The sequence below is a fragment of the Bacillus sp. FJAT-45066 genome, assembly GCF_002335755.1.
Classification (GTDB): domain Bacteria; phylum Bacillota; class Bacilli; order Bacillales; family Bacillaceae_I; genus Bacillus_CD; species Bacillus_CD alkalisoli.
This window is the reverse complement of record NZ_NISQ01000001.1, coordinates 3148002-3164838: the sequence shown is the minus strand read 5'-3', so window position 1 is coordinate 3164838 and position 16837 is coordinate 3148002. Positions and strand designations below refer to the sequence as shown.

General features: G+C 32.6%; 15 protein-coding genes. 4 read left to right on the top strand and 11 right to left on the bottom strand.

Features of this window, described 5'->3' with window-relative positions; genetic code table 11:
- The first annotated feature begins 34 nt into the window (after nt 1–34).
- Nucleotides 35–565: a hypothetical protein gene (locus CDZ92_RS16055; RefSeq protein WP_096156229.1), complete on the top strand. Its 531-nt coding sequence runs from the start codon at nt 35–37 to the stop codon at nt 563–565.
- 88 nt (nt 566–653) lie between these two features.
- Here the strand turns inward: CDZ92_RS16055 and CDZ92_RS16050 are convergent, their stop codons facing one another.
- From CDZ92_RS16050 to CDZ92_RS16010, 9 genes are all read right to left on the bottom strand, one after another.
- A complete protein-coding gene (locus CDZ92_RS16050; protein WP_096156228.1) occupies nt 654–989 on the bottom strand; it encodes a four-helix bundle copper-binding protein in 336 nt (111 codons plus the stop codon).
- A 173-nt stretch (nt 990–1162) separates the two neighbouring features.
- A complete protein-coding gene (locus CDZ92_RS16045) occupies nt 1163–1708 on the bottom strand; it encodes a GNAT family N-acetyltransferase (RefSeq protein WP_096156227.1) in 546 nt (181 codons plus the stop codon).
- A 397-nt stretch (nt 1709–2105) separates the two neighbouring features.
- Complete coding sequence (locus CDZ92_RS16040; protein WP_096156226.1) at nt 2106–2576, bottom strand: peptide-methionine (S)-S-oxide reductase; 471 nt, start codon at nt 2574–2576, stop codon at nt 2106–2108.
- 92 nt (nt 2577–2668) lie between these two features.
- Nucleotides 2669–3451, bottom strand: coding sequence for an ATP-binding protein (locus CDZ92_RS16035; RefSeq protein ID WP_096156225.1), 783 nt, complete (start codon nt 3449–3451; stop codon nt 2669–2671).
- Nucleotides 3402–3746, bottom strand: coding sequence for a hypothetical protein (locus tag CDZ92_RS16030; RefSeq protein ID WP_096156224.1), 345 nt, complete (start codon nt 3744–3746; stop codon nt 3402–3404). The genes CDZ92_RS16035 and CDZ92_RS16030 overlap by 50 nt, the downstream gene beginning before the upstream one ends.
- 11 nt (nt 3747–3757) lie before the next feature.
- Nucleotides 3758–4309 (bottom strand): AlbA family DNA-binding domain-containing protein, encoded by a 552-nt coding sequence (locus tag CDZ92_RS16025; RefSeq protein WP_176483795.1) that lies wholly within the window; start codon nt 4307–4309, stop codon nt 3758–3760.
- A gap of 147 nt (nt 4310–4456) precedes the next feature.
- A complete protein-coding gene (locus CDZ92_RS16020) occupies nt 4457–5179 on the bottom strand; it encodes a sulfite exporter TauE/SafE family protein (protein ID WP_096156222.1) in 723 nt (240 codons plus the stop codon).
- A 305-nt stretch (nt 5180–5484) separates the two neighbouring features.
- Nucleotides 5485–5919, bottom strand: a complete 435-nt coding sequence (locus tag CDZ92_RS16015; RefSeq protein ID WP_096156221.1) for a hypothetical protein — start codon at nt 5917–5919, stop codon at nt 5485–5487.
- A 450-nt stretch (nt 5920–6369) separates the two neighbouring features.
- Nucleotides 6370–7353, bottom strand: coding sequence for a hypothetical protein (locus tag CDZ92_RS16010; RefSeq protein WP_096156220.1), 984 nt, complete (start codon nt 7351–7353; stop codon nt 6370–6372).
- 18 nt (nt 7354–7371) lie between these two features.
- Between CDZ92_RS16010 and CDZ92_RS16005 the strand changes: the two genes are divergently transcribed.
- Nucleotides 7372–8513 (top strand): IS3 family transposase gene (locus CDZ92_RS16005; protein ID WP_096156219.1). Its coding sequence is split into 2 segments (ribosomal slippage): nt 7372–7618 and nt 7618–8513, totalling 1143 coding nucleotides; the frame shifts between segments, so codons are not numbered across the junction.
- A gap of 164 nt (nt 8514–8677) precedes the next feature.
- Here CDZ92_RS16005 and CDZ92_RS16000 read toward each other — a convergent pair.
- Together CDZ92_RS16000 and CDZ92_RS15995 are read right to left on the bottom strand one after the other, a co-directional pair.
- The gene (locus CDZ92_RS16000; RefSeq protein WP_096156218.1) at nt 8678–9817 is read right to left on the bottom strand and encodes a UvrD-helicase domain-containing protein; all 1140 of its coding nucleotides are present in this window, start codon (nt 9815–9817) and stop codon (nt 8678–8680) included.
- Nucleotides 9801–11411, bottom strand: a complete 1611-nt coding sequence (locus CDZ92_RS15995) for an ATP-dependent nuclease (RefSeq protein ID WP_096156217.1) — start codon at nt 11409–11411, stop codon at nt 9801–9803. The genes CDZ92_RS16000 and CDZ92_RS15995 overlap by 17 nt, the downstream gene beginning before the upstream one ends.
- A 377-nt stretch (nt 11412–11788) precedes the next feature.
- Here CDZ92_RS15995 and CDZ92_RS15990 point away from each other — a divergent pair, with 377 nt between their 5' ends.
- Together CDZ92_RS15990 and CDZ92_RS15985 are read left to right on the top strand one after the other, a co-directional pair.
- On the top strand, nt 11789–12550 hold the full coding sequence (locus tag CDZ92_RS15990) for an N-6 DNA methylase (RefSeq protein ID WP_096156216.1): 762 nt from the start codon (nt 11789–11791) through the stop codon (nt 12548–12550).
- Nucleotides 12543–16826 (top strand): Eco57I restriction-modification methylase domain-containing protein, encoded by a 4284-nt coding sequence (locus CDZ92_RS15985; RefSeq protein ID WP_096156215.1) that lies wholly within the window; start codon nt 12543–12545, stop codon nt 16824–16826. Before CDZ92_RS15990 ends, CDZ92_RS15985 begins: the two co-directional genes overlap by 8 nt.
- The last annotated feature ends 11 nt before the right edge of the window (nt 16827–16837 follow it).

Genomic DNA, 16837 nt, shown 5'->3' with positions numbered 1-16837 from the left:
GATTCTATCTCAAATATATCCAGGAGGACTTACCTTGAAAAAACTAACTATTGTTTTAATTATATTTCTTTTCCTAAGTGGTTGTTCTTCACCAACACTTCAAAATACTATAGAGAAATCAGGTATGGGAAAAGTAAACATATTATTCCAAGATGAAAAGGATGGTACGGTTATCTACCTAAAAGAAGAAGGAAACGATCAAAATTTATTAGTTATAACTACCTTTTTTAAAACGGAATATTTAGATAGATACAGGTTAGGAAGTCATTCCGAATCAAAAGTAATTAATCCTTTAGAAAAAGATGATGACATTTCCTTTTTTTATTCAGAAAATATTGATGCTATAATTTTATGGGGATTGGCTTCAGGTTATAGTGACATAGATCGAGCTGATTATACAATATTAGATGATTATGGGAATATTTTGCATAATAGTAGTGTAAAACTATCCAAAAATAATTTGATATTTGACAAATTACCAAATGAGATAAAACCAAGTTCTATCAAATCAATTTTATATAAGCTCACATCTACAGACGGGAAAGTAATTGTGGATAGATATTAATAAGTAGGAAGTTTTTGCCTGTCCCTCAGTACGTTAAAGTTTTACCATACTGGGGGACTGGCCCAAATAGCCATTCCTATTTGGATTATTAATGAGTAATCATGGCACGACAAGCTTTTGCACAACTGTAGCATGCATCCGCGCATTTCTTGCAGTGGTCATGATCATGCTTGCTGCATTCTTTCCCGCAGGCCTCACACACCTCTGCACATAGACTGCAGATTTGTTCCAAAAACGGACTGTTCGATTGAATGGCTCTGGCAGCCAAAGCGCAGATATCTGAACATTCTCTGTCCAACCTGATACAATCCGCCATCATCTTCACATCATCCTCGTTTAAACACGCATCAAAGCAGGTATTGCATGCATCCATACACGCAAGGCACTCTTCCAAACATTGCTGGTATTTTTCTTTTTCCGTCATTTTTCAAAAACCCCTTTCATTGTGTTGTGTCTTTATTTGTTTACCCATTGAAAACTTTCAGAAACATAAAATAGAAACTGGTACCTGACCCCCAGTACGTTGACAATGAGGAAAATGTTTTTCAATAAACTGAAAGGCTGCTTCTATTGGTTCAGGTCTATATTTCATTTTATCTACTCCTTTTGAACAAACTCGCCTTTCAACATACTCATACGAAGTCGGTCAATATATTCTCCATTTCTTAATCTATCTTGTCTTAAAATGCCTTCTTCTACATAACCCATACGTTTATAAGATTTAATTGCTTTTTCATTGTCTACTTCAACTCTGAGCCAAATTTTATTTAGTCCTAATTCATTAAATCCCCATAAAAGCATTTCATTCATTGCAGCAAGCCCAAAACCTTTACCCCAATAGTTTTTATCTCCTATTGCAATCCCTAATTCAGCGTGTTTGTTTAACTTGTCGATGTTTTTTAAATCAACCCAACCAATATGTTTTCCCTCTTCTGTGACAATGGCTTTTTGTTCATATCCATTTGTTTTGTTAATGCACATTTCAATCCAATTTTTAGTTTCTTCTCTACTAAAAGGTGGATACCTCTCTGGCATATTTAAATGTTTTGTTACCTCCTTATCTAAACCCCATTGATAACGGTCTTCAACATCATAAAGAGTTAATTCTCTTAATTGGATTTTCGGTAATTCCCTTGTTTTCATCTCTCTGTCTCCTAATTTATATTTCTAATTACTCACAAACTCTATATTTACCTTCAAAAAATAGTTCTTCGCTAATATCTAACTAACTATCTCAAACAAATTATATCTTTTAAATCAAACACTAACATATGATTTAGCAGTAATTTTAGCACATCAATTTTATAGTGGACAATGATTATTGTCCTCATAAAAATAGTTATGCTAATAGTACAGTTATTTACAATGTTAATTTATTTTAAGCGTTGATATGACAATAAAAAAAGCAGACCAAATCGCTATGCGAATTAGTCTGCTAATTGGGGCTATGGCGCCTGTCCCACAGTACGTTAAAGTTTTACCATACCGGGGGACTGACCCCATATCGGATCAAATGCTCTATTTTAATCTTTCCTAATACTTACTTGTATTTAGTTAATATCCCTGCTGGAATATGGCAATAATCATCCGGACATCTAGTTAGCCTATCTTGATGTTCTTCGGCACTTCTCACATAATTTGTAAGAGGTAATACTTCCACGACTACACGGTCACAGTCACTCCTCTTACTTATAAATGCTCTCGCCTCTTCCAAATGTTTAGGTTGTTCACTATACACTCCAGTTCTGTACTTCTCTCCAACATCAGGGCCTTGTTGGTTCAAACTATAAGGATCAATGATTTCAAAGAAATAATCCATTAACTTACTTACCGTAACAACTTTCGGGTCAAAGCCTGTTTTGACACATTCGGCATAGCCATCATACTCACCCTCGAGTGTATGACTTGTTCCATTCGCTCTTCCTGCTTCTGTAAACGTAACACCAGGTAAAGTTTTTATAAATGCTTGCACTCCCCATAGACATCCACCTGCAAAATATATTACTTCCATTTTGGTTCTCCTTGTTTTGGTTTTCTTGTTATACGGTTCACCTTGGTGCATCTAAATGAGGTTTTCCATCTCATTTGCGGCTCATTTGCGGCTCATTTTTTAAATTTATATTTACTGGATTTATTTTGACCTTCTAAAATTATTTTTTCCTGTTCCCTTAATTCCTTTAATATCCTTTTACTTGTAGATGGTGAAAATCCACAAAGCCTTTCAACTTCTTTTCGTGTTATATATTCATTTTTAGATAAATAGTCCAAAATCATTACGTTGGCTTGAATTTCATCAAAGTCTTTATCTTTTGTGTAATCAATATTGGCATTAAAACTTTCATACACTCGATGAGTAAACATATATTTATTTCTGGCTTCCCTTTGTAAAACATTTCTTTTTTGACATAGTTTGTTTAACACATTTGCTGCAGATTGAGTTGTTATTTGAGCCACCTCAGCAGCCTTGCCTAGAGTAATGGTTTTATTTGATTTAATGTATTTTAAAATACAGATCTCTGAAACTGAAAACTCGCCGTTTGTTTCTTCCTCTTTAGTAATAAACTTTAGAAATTCTATGTCCTCCAAACTGCTTCTTAAATTCAAACTTACAGCATCAGAATATAGATTATATTCTGGAGCTGACTTTCCTAAAGAAAGCATATCCTTAAATATGATATCTACTCCTTGGCCGGAACGTTGAACGTATCTTAGTTTTTGGAGTGTTTCAGCAATTTTTTTATTTCTCGGAGAAGAAGGATGTGTAATAATATTTTTCCTATCTACCCCAGATGGAAACGAACCAGGATTTTCAATAATTATTTCATTTGGATAAAACTTAACAAAAAATTGAAGTAGCGCTCTCATAATCACGGTGTGAAATTGCATTTAAAAGTGCTTCTTGGAAAACATTAATAGGATAATCTTGAATTTCCAATTTAAATAGGCCCATTTGAATGTTCTGTATTCCATTTCTATCTTCAAAAAATTGTTGAATCCTATCTACCGCCTGGACTAATGGAACTTTTAGCTCTAATCGTTTATGATATTCAGTCTGCCCCTCATTATATATAAGAATGATTATTTCTGATTGTGGCATATATTTAGCAATCGAATCTTTCGTACCAACAAATAACAATCCTGCTACTGTTAACTGAATTTCATCACCATCAACATCTATCAATCGTAAGTCCTTTAAAACGTAAGATTGTCTGATTGATATAACGTAGAATCCTTATCACGAGATTGTATTTTTAACTTTAATCGCTCTACTTCAGTAAAATCTATATCATCTTTGGTAGTACGTTCGATAATTTTGGCAGAGTAGTCGCCTTTAAATCCCTTTATGCTATTTGAGGTGTATTCTGATGGATAAAGTGGCTTTGTATTTTTCCCTAATCTTTTATATACAACACCTTTTGAACTAGCTACAATTTCTGGTGACTTTTGTATTGTTATTTTTATAATATCTTTATTAGCAATCTTTATTATATCAATATCAGTAAAAAGTTTAGGTATCGTCTTGTCATAAATACTCTCTATGATATTCTGCTCATCATAATTTTCACATCCGGTAATTTCTCCATTATCTTCAACACCTACAAGGATGATACCACCATCTGTATTAGCAAAACTTACTGCTTCATTTGTTAAGATATTCATTAGTTCCTTCTTGTTTACTTTAATCCAACTTTTAAACTCTACATACTTAGTTTCACCCTGTTGGATTATATCTTCAATATCCATAAATACACCTCCCAATATAAACATTATACCAAGAACAGAAGGCAAAACGGAAAGATTAAGTAATTTAAGACCTACTAAAAACCTCATATACTTATGGTACGTTTCAGCATTTTGGTTGTGGTAAAACAGATATTGCTACCTTATTGATTATAATAATCCCAAACTCTCAATCAGCAAGTAAATCGCTGTAAACAATAAGATCATATATGTCAATATTCGAAAAACATTTTGATTAATCCTTTTAAATAATAGTTGCCCCAAATATAATCCTACAAATACCAAAGGTAAGGCCCATAAACTTGATAACCAGATTGTCTTATTTGTTCCAGCAAAAGTCACTTGGATGATTAAACTAACAAAGTATATAAATAAATAAAAGGCTAGTGTAGTACCTCTTAATTTTTCTTTTTGAGTATCTGTTCCTGAAAAATATAATAATAATGGTGGTCCGGGCATACCTATACTTGTTGTGAATGAACCTGATAGTCCACCAACAATTAAATCTTTCTTCTTATTTTGGTTAATTCGAAACTTAAGAATGAGCATTATTGCTAATACTAAGATAATAAGGCTCACTCCCAACTTTAATCTATTTATATCAACTAACAAGAAGATCATAATTCCAATGGGCAGACCTGTAACACTCCCTACCACAAATCTTCGAAGGATGCCAAAATCAATATCCTTTCTAATTTTCATTATTAATGCAATAGAAATAATTAAAGACAATATTAGGTTTATTTGAATTGCCTCAATTGGTTCAAATATTAAAAGAAGAAATGGAGTAGCCAAAATTGAAAATCCGAATCCTGTACTCGTTTGAAGTACAGAAGCGACTAAAATGATTATAATAAATGCTATTATCTCCATAAAACACCCACTTTCCTATAACAAAAAAATAAAGATACTGTTAATAAACAGTATCTCTTCTACAACTATTTTAACATTTCATTAATTGTTCGACTATCCAAAACTAATTCCACTCTCTGTTTTACCACTATTTGTGATACGGTTCACCGTGGTTATTTAAGAGGCAAAAAACAGACAGGATAAAATTTTTCCTGTCTGTTTTAGTTTATTCAGTCAATTGTTAATTTGAGTTAAGTCTTGGTTATTACTACATCACTAACTAAAGGGTTTCTAATAATGTAAACAAACCAGTTAGATGTTCCCTGCTATTTAAGTTTAGAATTTATAAATTCTTTGGCAGTAAATAACATTCCCTTAGTAAAACCTTCACTTTTTGCATCCATAATATCTTGCTTCTTCATTATATCTTCTAGTTCTGTACACCACCTATTAATTCGTTCTTGATTATAATCATCTTTTGCTTCCTCATTTTCAATTTGAGATATTAATGTTTCAGCACGTTTATTCAAAATTTTTCTTTTATCATCCCTCACAAGCTTTTGCGTTTCTTGATCAAGTTCAATCTTTTTCTTGATAGCCTCTAGTGCAATTGGTATAAATGCTCTACCTGCTTCAACTGCAATGGTAACTGCAATTTCTTTCCCTACTGAATTTAAACTTCCCTTTGTTCCTAAGATTTCAATATCTTTTGAATCTACTTTTATTACATCTAAGTTAGACGGTGTGACCTTATTAGTCATTTTTATCTCTCCCATATAATTATATCAACTAACCATCCTCTTTAAAAAAACCAATTCTAATAATAATTCAATTAGCTTAACTCTTTTCCTTCTTCCACTAATGTTTTTCACATTTAATGTAGTGACGGAGATAGTTACTTTTTGCAGAAAAGAATGTCTAGGACATTTCTTCCTAGACATAAACTCTCAAGATCTTTTTATACATTGGAGTCTTGCTTTTCTTTAATAAGTGGCATTTATTTTAAGGAAAGATTAGTTGCTGCGGCAATTTCATCAACGGGTTGTCCTACCAGTAACAATTTAACAATGGAAATATTATTGGCTTAAACTTGCTTCCCACTCTTCATTTCCCAAATAGAACTAATCTCTTTAGCTCATATTCATAAGAGTAAAAAGCATCTCATACTTTACTGTGTATTTACTTTCTAAAAGGATCTAATGATAAAAAAATTACTTACTTTTCATTTCTGTATGGATAGAATTAAGTTTTTTACTCGTTTCCTTTTTTATTTTTTCCCGCTTCTCCAAATCACTATTCTCTTTAAGAATTATGAGTATTGCTTCTTTTAGAGGTTCATAATTTGCTAGACAATCTTTTTCAGTCAGTTGGTGTATACCCTTACTAAGTATCCCATAAATAAATGTTTTATTTTCATTTAGATAATCAGGTATCTTTCCTAACTCATGTAATTGTTTTACTTTTTCTTGCATTTTTTTCTTTTCAAAGTCCTCTTTTCTAAGCAAGCCTTCTGATATAGCTGTTTGAGCTTTCAAGATGATTAGCCTTTCAAAAATCCTCCTTAAATAAAGAAAGGCTGCCACTCCGTAATTGTGAGTCTTTAGTATTGTTGCAGTCCTAAAATCTTTCTTGGATACATTATCCTTAGCAAAGATTTCATCTAGATTATTAAATTTTTCAAAGTCCATGATTGAAGGATATTGTCCCGTTTTGATAAGGTAACCATCTTCTGTTAAATGAAAAATAACATACATTTTATGTTGATGTTTAGATGTGCAATGGAATTCAAGTTGAATTGTGTTAGTTTCGCCGAACACCTTTTCAAAAAATTCTTTCGCACGACTTTGTAACTTTTCCAATGCATATTGCTCGTGTTCCTCATTTTCCTCTGCTGACCTAATATTTGTCCCTATTGTCAATATATCATCTGTATCAAGAATTGCTTCAAGTCTATCGCTTACAATATAATTATCTCTCTTACACTCTGGACAATAATAATAGATATTATGCTCCTTTAAGAAAATCGTTTTTAAAAATCTAAAATCCATTCCTTCAATATATTCCGTATGATTAAGAATAGTGGGACCATATTCCTCGGTATAATCTAAAACCTCTATTTCATCTCTTGATTCAACTGGATAGGTTACACTTGGTTGGACAATAAAATTAAGGGCTAGTAGAATAACATATAACAAGTGAGGAGCGAATCTACTATGTCCAAAAAAAGAAGAACGTTTACCACAGAATTTAAGAAGCAAGTGGTTGCTTTATATGAAGGTGGAAAAAGTCGTCAAGATATTGTCCGTGAATATGAATTAACTCCTTCTGCTGTAGACAGATGGATTACTCAGTTTCAACAGTCTGGTTCCTTCATAGGGAAAGACAATAGAACCCCAGAGCAACAAGAATTGATTGAGTTAAGAAAAAGAAATAAACAACTAGAAATGGAAGTTGATATTTTAAAGCAAGCCGCGCTGATCATGGGACGAAAATAAAAGTGATCGAAAAAAACCGACACATTTATTCGGTATCAGCAATGTGCGAAGTCCTAGAAATAGCTCGAAGTACCTTTTATTACGATACAAAAATAGCAGATCAAAAAAAACAAGCAAAGGTTGCAGAAGAGCAAGTATTAAAAGAGAAAATCCTAGAGATTTTTAACAATAACCGTCAGGTATATGGTACTCGCAAAATTAAAAAAGGTCTGGCTAAAACGGGTTTAACAGTCTCCAGACGCCGTATTGGACGATTAATGGCTGAACTTGATATCCAATCTAAATATGCCCAACCTTCGTATAAACCAATGGCATCACCACCAAATGAAGAATCTGTACGAAATGTGCTGAATCGCGAGTTTCAAGTGGATAAAGAAATGTCTATTTTAGTTAGTGACTTAACGTATGTAAAAGTAGGAAGGGAATGGAATTACGTTTGTTTTTTACTAGATTTATATAATAGAGAAATAGTTGGTTACAGCGCTGGAAAGCGTAAAGACGCAGCTTTAGTTCAACGTGCCTTCGAATCAATCAAGAAACCATTAGGGAACATCAAGATGTTTCATACAGATCGCGGATCTGAGTTTAAGAACGTTGGTATCGATGAATTATTAAGTAAATATAAGATTAAGAGATCTCTAAGTGATAAAGGAAATCCCTATGATAACGCAGTGGCAGAAGCTACATTTAAGATATTAAAAACAGAATTAATTAACGGAAGGCATTTTCAAACCCTTGAACAGCTAGCTCTTGAACTTTTCGATTATGTAAATTGGTACAACAATATCCGTATGCATAGCTCACTCGGCTATGTAAGTCCAGTAGAATATAGAATTTTGTCCCTTAAAAAAGTTGTTTGATTTAGTGTTGACATACCAAACTTCTAAATCAAATTTTATTTTTGTATATAAAGGAAAACTGAAAAGTAATGAGGACCCCTTACCAATAAAATCAGTAATTTTGACTTCCAAGTAAAAACCTCCTTTTGAACAAATCCTAATATTGTAACCTTAATAGTCAATACCTAATGCTTGCTTGTAACCTCTTGCGGAGGGTGGGTAATTGTCCATGTCTTCAAAAAGTCAATGACACTAGATTTTTCCGTAAGGATAGCAACGTTATTCTTACTTCGTGTAATCGCTACGTAAAACTGTGCTATTACTGTATCGGACATTTTGTGTTTCCCTTTGGTAACATGGTTTTCCATCTCTTTAGTAGGAAGTATTAAAACATTTTCATAACTTAACCCTTTCGATTTACCGAACGTTATTGATTCAAAGTTAATATCCACATCTAATTTAGAAATAAATTTGTTAAGCGACCTTATATTATAATAAAGTACTGTTGGCTTATAATGTTCTATGAACTTAGATACATTATCCAAACTGACCAAGTACGTACCTACATCTTCATTGTCCACTTTCTTTACAGATTTCATGTTGAGGTCACTATATAATGTGTTTGCTAAATCGCAAACTATCTGTGTACAACGGTGGCATACTTCTAAGCTTTCAAGCTCGCGGTGCTTTAGTACCTCGGTAAAGAAATTAAATATATTGATCCCTCTGTATTTGCTGAGAAAAGGACCTGAATTTGTTGAATATGTTGCTTGTCGATGGTCTCCTACAACTACAAGATTAAGGTTTGATCGGTAAATACCCTCGATTATTTTTAAGTCGTATCCTCCCATGTCTTGTATCTCATCTATAAGAATCGTGGTATAAATTTTTTGGAGTCTATCAATGATTACACCACCAGAAGCTACTAATATTACATGACAAAATTGAGCCAATCTTTCATAATAAAGCCTTCCTTGAGAATCGTAGTAATATCTCCAATTAGCAGCTGTTATACCCTTTAGGCGTGGGATTTCCCCTAACAAACAAAAATTAACACCTTTTATTTCAGGTCCTCCCATAACTTTTCTATATGGCCTAGCACATTCATTAAGCAGAAATTCCGTCCATGTCTTACATTTTATGTTCACAGGAATAATTCCTACTGAGTCCGGCAGATCAGACTTCATAGAGTTTAGATTTGCATTCGTATATGTGAGGTATAGAACCTTACCTTCTTGGTAGTTATTTACTGCTTCCCCTATTAATAATGTAGTCTTTCCTGTCCCAGCTGCAGCCTTAATAATTCTTTTATTGGATGGCATCATTTATATACTCCGGAAAAATTAATTGTATTTCGCTGTTTAAGAATACTTTTAGCGCCCAATCAGTTTTGTTATTCAACATAAATTCTAACAACTCATCTTCAGACTTATCTTGTTTTCCTAGTATAGTTTTTAATTTATCATAATTACCAACATCACATTTTAACACCTGTGGTTCTAAGGTATTTAGCTCATTATTTGTGCTAAAACACAATTTAATGGGACCATCCATGTAGTCCTGATATTTGTTGTTAATATTCTTTTCATAATCATAATCGTTATCTGTAACTACTACAGTACTTATATTTAACAACTTTGCTATATCTAAAAATCTTTTAAATGATAGTCCGTTTACAGAGATTATATCTATCCCCTCATCTAAAGGAAGCTTATTATATTTTTGATGATAGGCTTTTTGAATTATTAAATCATCTGCTGGTCCTTCGACCAATATTACCCTCTTAGATAAAATAAATCTTAAAGTGTCATAGTTTGGTAGTTTATGAAAGTAATCTCTTGTATCTTTTGGTAATTCATTTAACTTCCCACTTCTATTTTCACCAAGAAGAATTACATTTTCCATCGCCATCTTATTCAATACATACGAACTATGGGTAGTAATAAGTAATTGTTGATCTGAACATTCGGTTATGATTTTATCTAATAAAATTCTCATATTTGAAAATGAAAGATGACTTTCAGGTTCCTCAATTAGTATTAAATTTCTCTCAGGCTTTCTGTTTCCAATAGACAGTGTAGTCTTTATGACATTTTGTTCTCCTTTACCAATATAATCAAAAGGGATATCGTCTAAGAACGCAGCAATCGCAGACTCCCACGTAGCTTTTTGAGTCACATCTAATGATATTGATAGATTTCTAGAGTCATCTAACATGAGATTTTTCTTCTCATTTAATACTTCATTTATAGATGTTATATTAGGATCTTCACCAAATCTTTCCTTATAACTTCGATAAAGAACGGCTAAATTAGCTTTTTGTTTTTCATCTAAGACATCTGAGATAATCTTCATAATATACTTTTGAGAACTAGCAGTTAGACTTGTAGTAGTTGAGTCAATCAGATGAGATTTTATTGGAATTGACCTTGTAGTTATTGCTGCTCCTGCAAAACTTTTCCATTCAACTGTATAATATTCAGTAGGTATATGTTTAAAGTTTTCATTCTCAATGTACTGCTGGTATTCTTCCCGATAATGTTCATTAAATTTAACAGAGAATACGAACCCCGGCACGTTGCTATTTTCACTATTCTCTATACCCATTAATTCATTGAGATCAGAATCTTCCGACTCTAAGAAGTATAATTCTATCTTTGTTTCTGGAGGAGTTGTTTTTTTATCTGCTTTTACACCATCGATAAACTGGTTAACAATTTTTCTATTAAATACATAAGGAGATAGTTCATAAAAGATTGGTTTTCCATTCATTGTCCCTGTTAAGGCTAAGTGTATTGCTTCTAATAATGTTGATTTACCAGCCCCGTTGTTTCCAATCATTATTGAATAGTTATTATTAAAATCTATTGAAAAACTATCAAATTTTTTGTAGTTAAATATTTTTACCTTTTTTAACACCTTACACACTCTCCTTGCAATATTAATTATCTTTTAAGTATTTTATTTTCATTAATTTTTAATAATAATCATTTTAAAATTTGAAATATGGTAATAGTTTTATGATAAATTCTATTTTTTAATAATAGATTCCACCTAAATTTTACATTATTATGGTAGAATTTTGTACATATACTAATTTTACACATAAGGGATTATGAAAGTGACAACTAGTTTATTGTGAATTACTAACATTGTTTGTACAAGTCATTTCTCTGTTACATAATATATAGTTGCAAATGGCCAAAAGCCCCAAAGACAAATATATAATTAAAAGTACAGACCTTTTCGGATTAATACATTGCTTACGATATTCCTTTAACAGGAGGTATGAATAAATGATTGATTCTAATGAATCACCTAAAGAAAAAATAATAAAAAGTAAAAAGCGTATCCAAAATCACGGGGAAGTGTTTACGCCAAAGAGAATTGTTAAGAAAATGCTCGATTTGCCTAACATACGTGAAGCATGTCAGAACTTAACTTCTACTTTTCTAGAGCCAGCTGCAGGGGAAGGTACGTTTCTTGTGGAAGTTTTAAATAGAAAAATGAATATGGTAGTAAAAAATTACGGTGATAACATAACACGATATGAAAATTATTCACTACTTGCATTATCGACGTTATATGGTGTTGAATTGCTTGAAGACAACGCTCAAAAATGCGTTATGAATATGTATCAGTGCTATTATGAATCATATCAGCAACAGGCATTTCAACATGGTACCAAAGTGAAAGATAAGGTCTTAAGAAGTGCTAAATTGATTATTTCTAACAACATTGCTCAGGGGAACTCTCTTACTAAAACATCTCCTGATGGTAAACCAATTGTATTTAGTGAATGGCACCCTGTAAATCTTACAAGAACACCTAAAACAATTAAAGTTCAACGTACAGAATACACTCTTGAGGAAATTCTAACTGGAAAAGAAAAAGAAAAAGGAGAACCTGTAACTCATTCAGATAGAGTAAAGCAACTTGATTTCTTTGACATTCTCGAAGATGAAGAATTGATTGAAATTAAGGAGAAAAAAATGAAATACATTCCTGTAAAATTTATTGATGTATATAAGGAAGAAATGGAGGAAGTCGATGGATAGAACAATCATTAACCCATATCAAGAGTTAGACTTAAAGGTTTATGCATATACCTTACCTGAAGTTCCCAGTCATGAAGGCTATGTTAAAATTGGTGATACCAATAGAGAAATAAAAAAACGTATCTATGAACAGGTTGGAACAGCAGGACTTAAACCTAATATTCTTTTTGAAAAGCTTGCAAAAAAGTCGGATGGAACTTGGTTTCGCGATAAGGCACTTCATCGTTTCCTTCTACAAAATGGGATTAACAAAAAGAATTTTAATAATTACGCAGACGAGTGGTTCTATTTTAATGGCACACCAGAAAAGGCTGAAATCTTAACAGATAAGTATATCAGTCTTGATTATGATGAAATCCATATCGATGAAATGCACTCAGACTACTCACTTCGGAATGAACAAAGTAGTGCTGTTCAACTAACGCTAGATTACTTCAATAGTGGACAAGGACCAAAAGAATTTCTTTGGAATGCTAAACCTCGCTTTGGAAAAACACTTACTTCGTACGATTTTGTTAGAAAAATCAAAGCAACAAATGTAATGATTGTAACCAACAGACCAGCTATAGCAAACTCATGGTTTGATGATTTTAAAAAGTTCATCTCTTGGCAAGAAACCGGATTGAAATTTGTTTCAGAAACAGATTCCTTGAAAGATAAAGCATTGTCTCGTGAGGATTTCATTGATTTTATAAATTCTACTGAACATGAGAATCCTTCACAGATCACCTTCATATCGCTTCAAGATTTAAAAGGTGCAAAATTTGCAGGCGGTAACTATGAAAAACTTGAATGGGTAGGAAATTTGAATTGGGATTTACTAATTATCGATGAAGCTCATGAGGGAGTTGACACTGTTAAAACGGACGTGGCTTTTAATAAAATCAAACGCAACTTCACTCTACACTTGTCAGGAACTCCTTTTAAAGCATTGGCAAACAATAAATTTACTAAAGAGCAAATTTTCAACTGGTCATATGTCGATGAACAAGCAGCAAAAATGGATTGGGATTATAAAATCGGAAGTAATCCATACGAAAATCTACCAACACTAAGCCTATTTACTTACCAAATGAGCAAGATGATAGAGGAACGAGTGTCTAAAGGGTTAACATTAGAAGATGATAGCAATGTTGATTTTGCATTCGACTTGAATGAGTTCTTTAGAGTTAAAGAAGACGGAAAGTTTGAGTATGAAACTAGTGTAAGAAAATTCCTAGATAACTTATCTTCGGGTAAGTTCCCTTTTGCGACAGAGGAACTCAGAAAAGAATTAAACCACACTTTTTGGCTGTTACCTCGTGTTAATTCTGCGAAGGCACTAGAAAAGTTATTGAAATCTCACCCTGTTTTTGGTGAGTATACGATTGTACTAGCTGCAGGTGACGGGATAAGCGTTGATAAGGATCTGAACCTTGAAGAAGAAGGACAAGATTACAAGAAGAATGAGAAGAGTTTTGATAGGGTTAAAAAGGCAATTTCCGAAAATGAGAAAACAATAACTTTATCCGTTGGTCAACTTACAACGGGTATTACTATTCCGGAATGGTCTGCTGTACTTATGCTTAACAACATTAAGTCGCCAAGCTTATATTTCCAAGCGGCTTTCCGTGCTCAAAACCCTTATGAGTTTGTTCAAGACGGTAAGCTTTATAGGAAAGAAAACGCCTATATTTTCGATTTTGCGCCAGAACGTACGCTATTCCTTTTTGATGAATTTGCTAATAATCTATCAAGTGGAAGCTCGAAAACGAACGAGGAACGCAAGAAGAAGATTAAAAAGTTATTAAATTTTTTCCCTGTTATTGGGGAAGATGATGCAGGTAATATGCACGAGTTGGACGCAACTGAAGTCTTAACTATCCCTACACAAATCACTTCAACAGAGGTAGTAAAGCGTGGATTTATGAGTAACCTTTTATTTGCGAACATCTCAGGTATTTTTGGTGGGAATTCACCATTTAAGGAAATACTAGATAAGATTAAGCCTGAAAAGAATAAGCGTTTGACAGATCGTCGTGAAGTTAAAGTAACAAACCCCATGATTGATGAAGATGGTAACGTTGATATCCCTTCTGACATTGTTATTAACAAAACAAAAGATCTCTTTGGAGAAGCAATCTACAAGGTTTTAGAAACACCTGACATACCTGAAGTTACAACTATCACTTTTGGGATTAAGGACAATTTAGATAAAGGTTTCAACAAATTAAAAGAGACATTCAACTTGAATAAATCTCAAACCGAGAAAGCAAAAAATGAAGTAACATCAGCAATTAAAGACGTGGTTCAAGAAACTGTAAATACCTATCAAAGTCAAATTCGAGAAATCGAGCATGGTTTTATAGAACAAATTGATACCGCCAGAGAAGCTAATGATGTTGTTATAGTAGAGAAACTTAAAAAGGAATTTGAGCAAAAAAAGGCTGAAGTTAATCAGACCTTCACTGAAAAACTAAATACAGAAGTAAGTACAACGGTTGAATCAGCAGTTGAAGAGCAAATTGTCAAAGTGGAAGAGAAAAAGAAAAAGACTACTGAAGATGACGTTCGAGATCATTTGCGTGGATTTGCTAGAACAATTCCGGCATTCCTTATGGCTTATGGAAATAACGATACAAATTTAGCTAACTTTGAAGAAAATATAGATGAGCCGACTTTCGTGGAATTAACAAGTATAACAATTGATGAATTTAGAAAATTGCGTGATGGGTTTGACTACGTAGACGAACATGGGAATAACCGTAAAGTACCGGGCTTATTCAATGAAATAGTGTTTGATGCTAGTGTTAAAGAGTTCTTTAATACGAAAAATAGGTTATCAAACTATTTCGATGGAACACTTGAGGAAGATATATTTGATTATATACCTCCACAGCAAACAAACCAAATTTTCACTCCAAGAAGAGTAGTGAATTTAATGGTTGATTTAGTTGCAAAGAATAATCCTGGAATTTTTAGCAACTATAATGCTAAGTTCATTGATTTATATACAAAAAGCGGACTTTATATTACAGAAATTATAAAACGCTTAAATGAAGACTTGAAAGAACAAATACCAAATTCTGAAGAAAGAATAAAATGGATTCTGGAAAATCAAGTTTTTGCATGTGCTCCAAGCAACATTATTTATAACATAGTGAAGAATTATATTTTTGCTGATTTCAAAGGCATTTCTATCAAGAACATAGTTGAATGTGATTTAATAGAATATGCAAAAAATAATGTAGCGAAAAATAAACTATCTGATATTTTTGGAGATGAGAATTTGAAATTCGATGTAGTTATTGGTAACCCACCGTATCAAGAAATGGATGGAGGAGCACAAGCAAGTGCAAAACCTATTTATCACCATTTTGTACGTTTAGCCAAAGACCTTAATCCAGAATTAATTTCTTTTATTATTCCGACACGTTGGTATGTTGGTGGAAAAGGATTAGATGACTTCAGAGATGAAATGTTAAACGATCCTCATCTTAGAGAGTTACATGACTGGTTAACACCTGAAGATATTTTTCCAAATACAAATATCAGGGGGGGCGTTTGCTATTTCTTAATAGATTCATCTTACAATGATAAGTTAACTCGTGTTGTAACTCATGAAAATAACAACATAATCGATAATATTTCGAGACCGTTGGAATATAAAGATTCTGGCATTTTTGTAAGGCATTCTACCGCTATACCTATTTTAAATAAAATTGATTGTCAAGGTGATAATAGCTTAATGGAATACGTGTCTACTCGTAACCCATTTGGTTTTTCTACTAACTTTACTTTTAACAAAGTTAATAATTCTATGGTTGAACCTATTAAGTGCTATGCTAATAGAGGTAGAGTTGGATATATTGAATTAACAGATATAGTGAAAAATTCATCGTGGATAACTAAATGGAAAGTACTAACACCATATTCCAATAATATAGGAACAGAGTTAAAGGATGATAATTTAAATACAATTGTAGCTAGTCCTAGTTCAATTTGCACTGAAACTTATCTAGTAATCGGTGCGGAATTAGAGTTAAATGAGAATAGTGCAAATGCTCTAGCTAAATATATGGAATCAAGATTTGTAAGATTTCTGCATGGACTAGCTAAAAATAGTCAACATGGTACTAGAAGCACTTATAGATTTGTTCCTATACAAGATTTCTCTATCCACTCAGATATTGATTGGTCTGCACCAATTCAAGAAATAGATAGTCAATTATATAAAAAATATGGCTTATCAATTGAAGAAATCGATCATATTAAAAGCAGAATTAAAGAAATGTAAGTTTTAAAGAA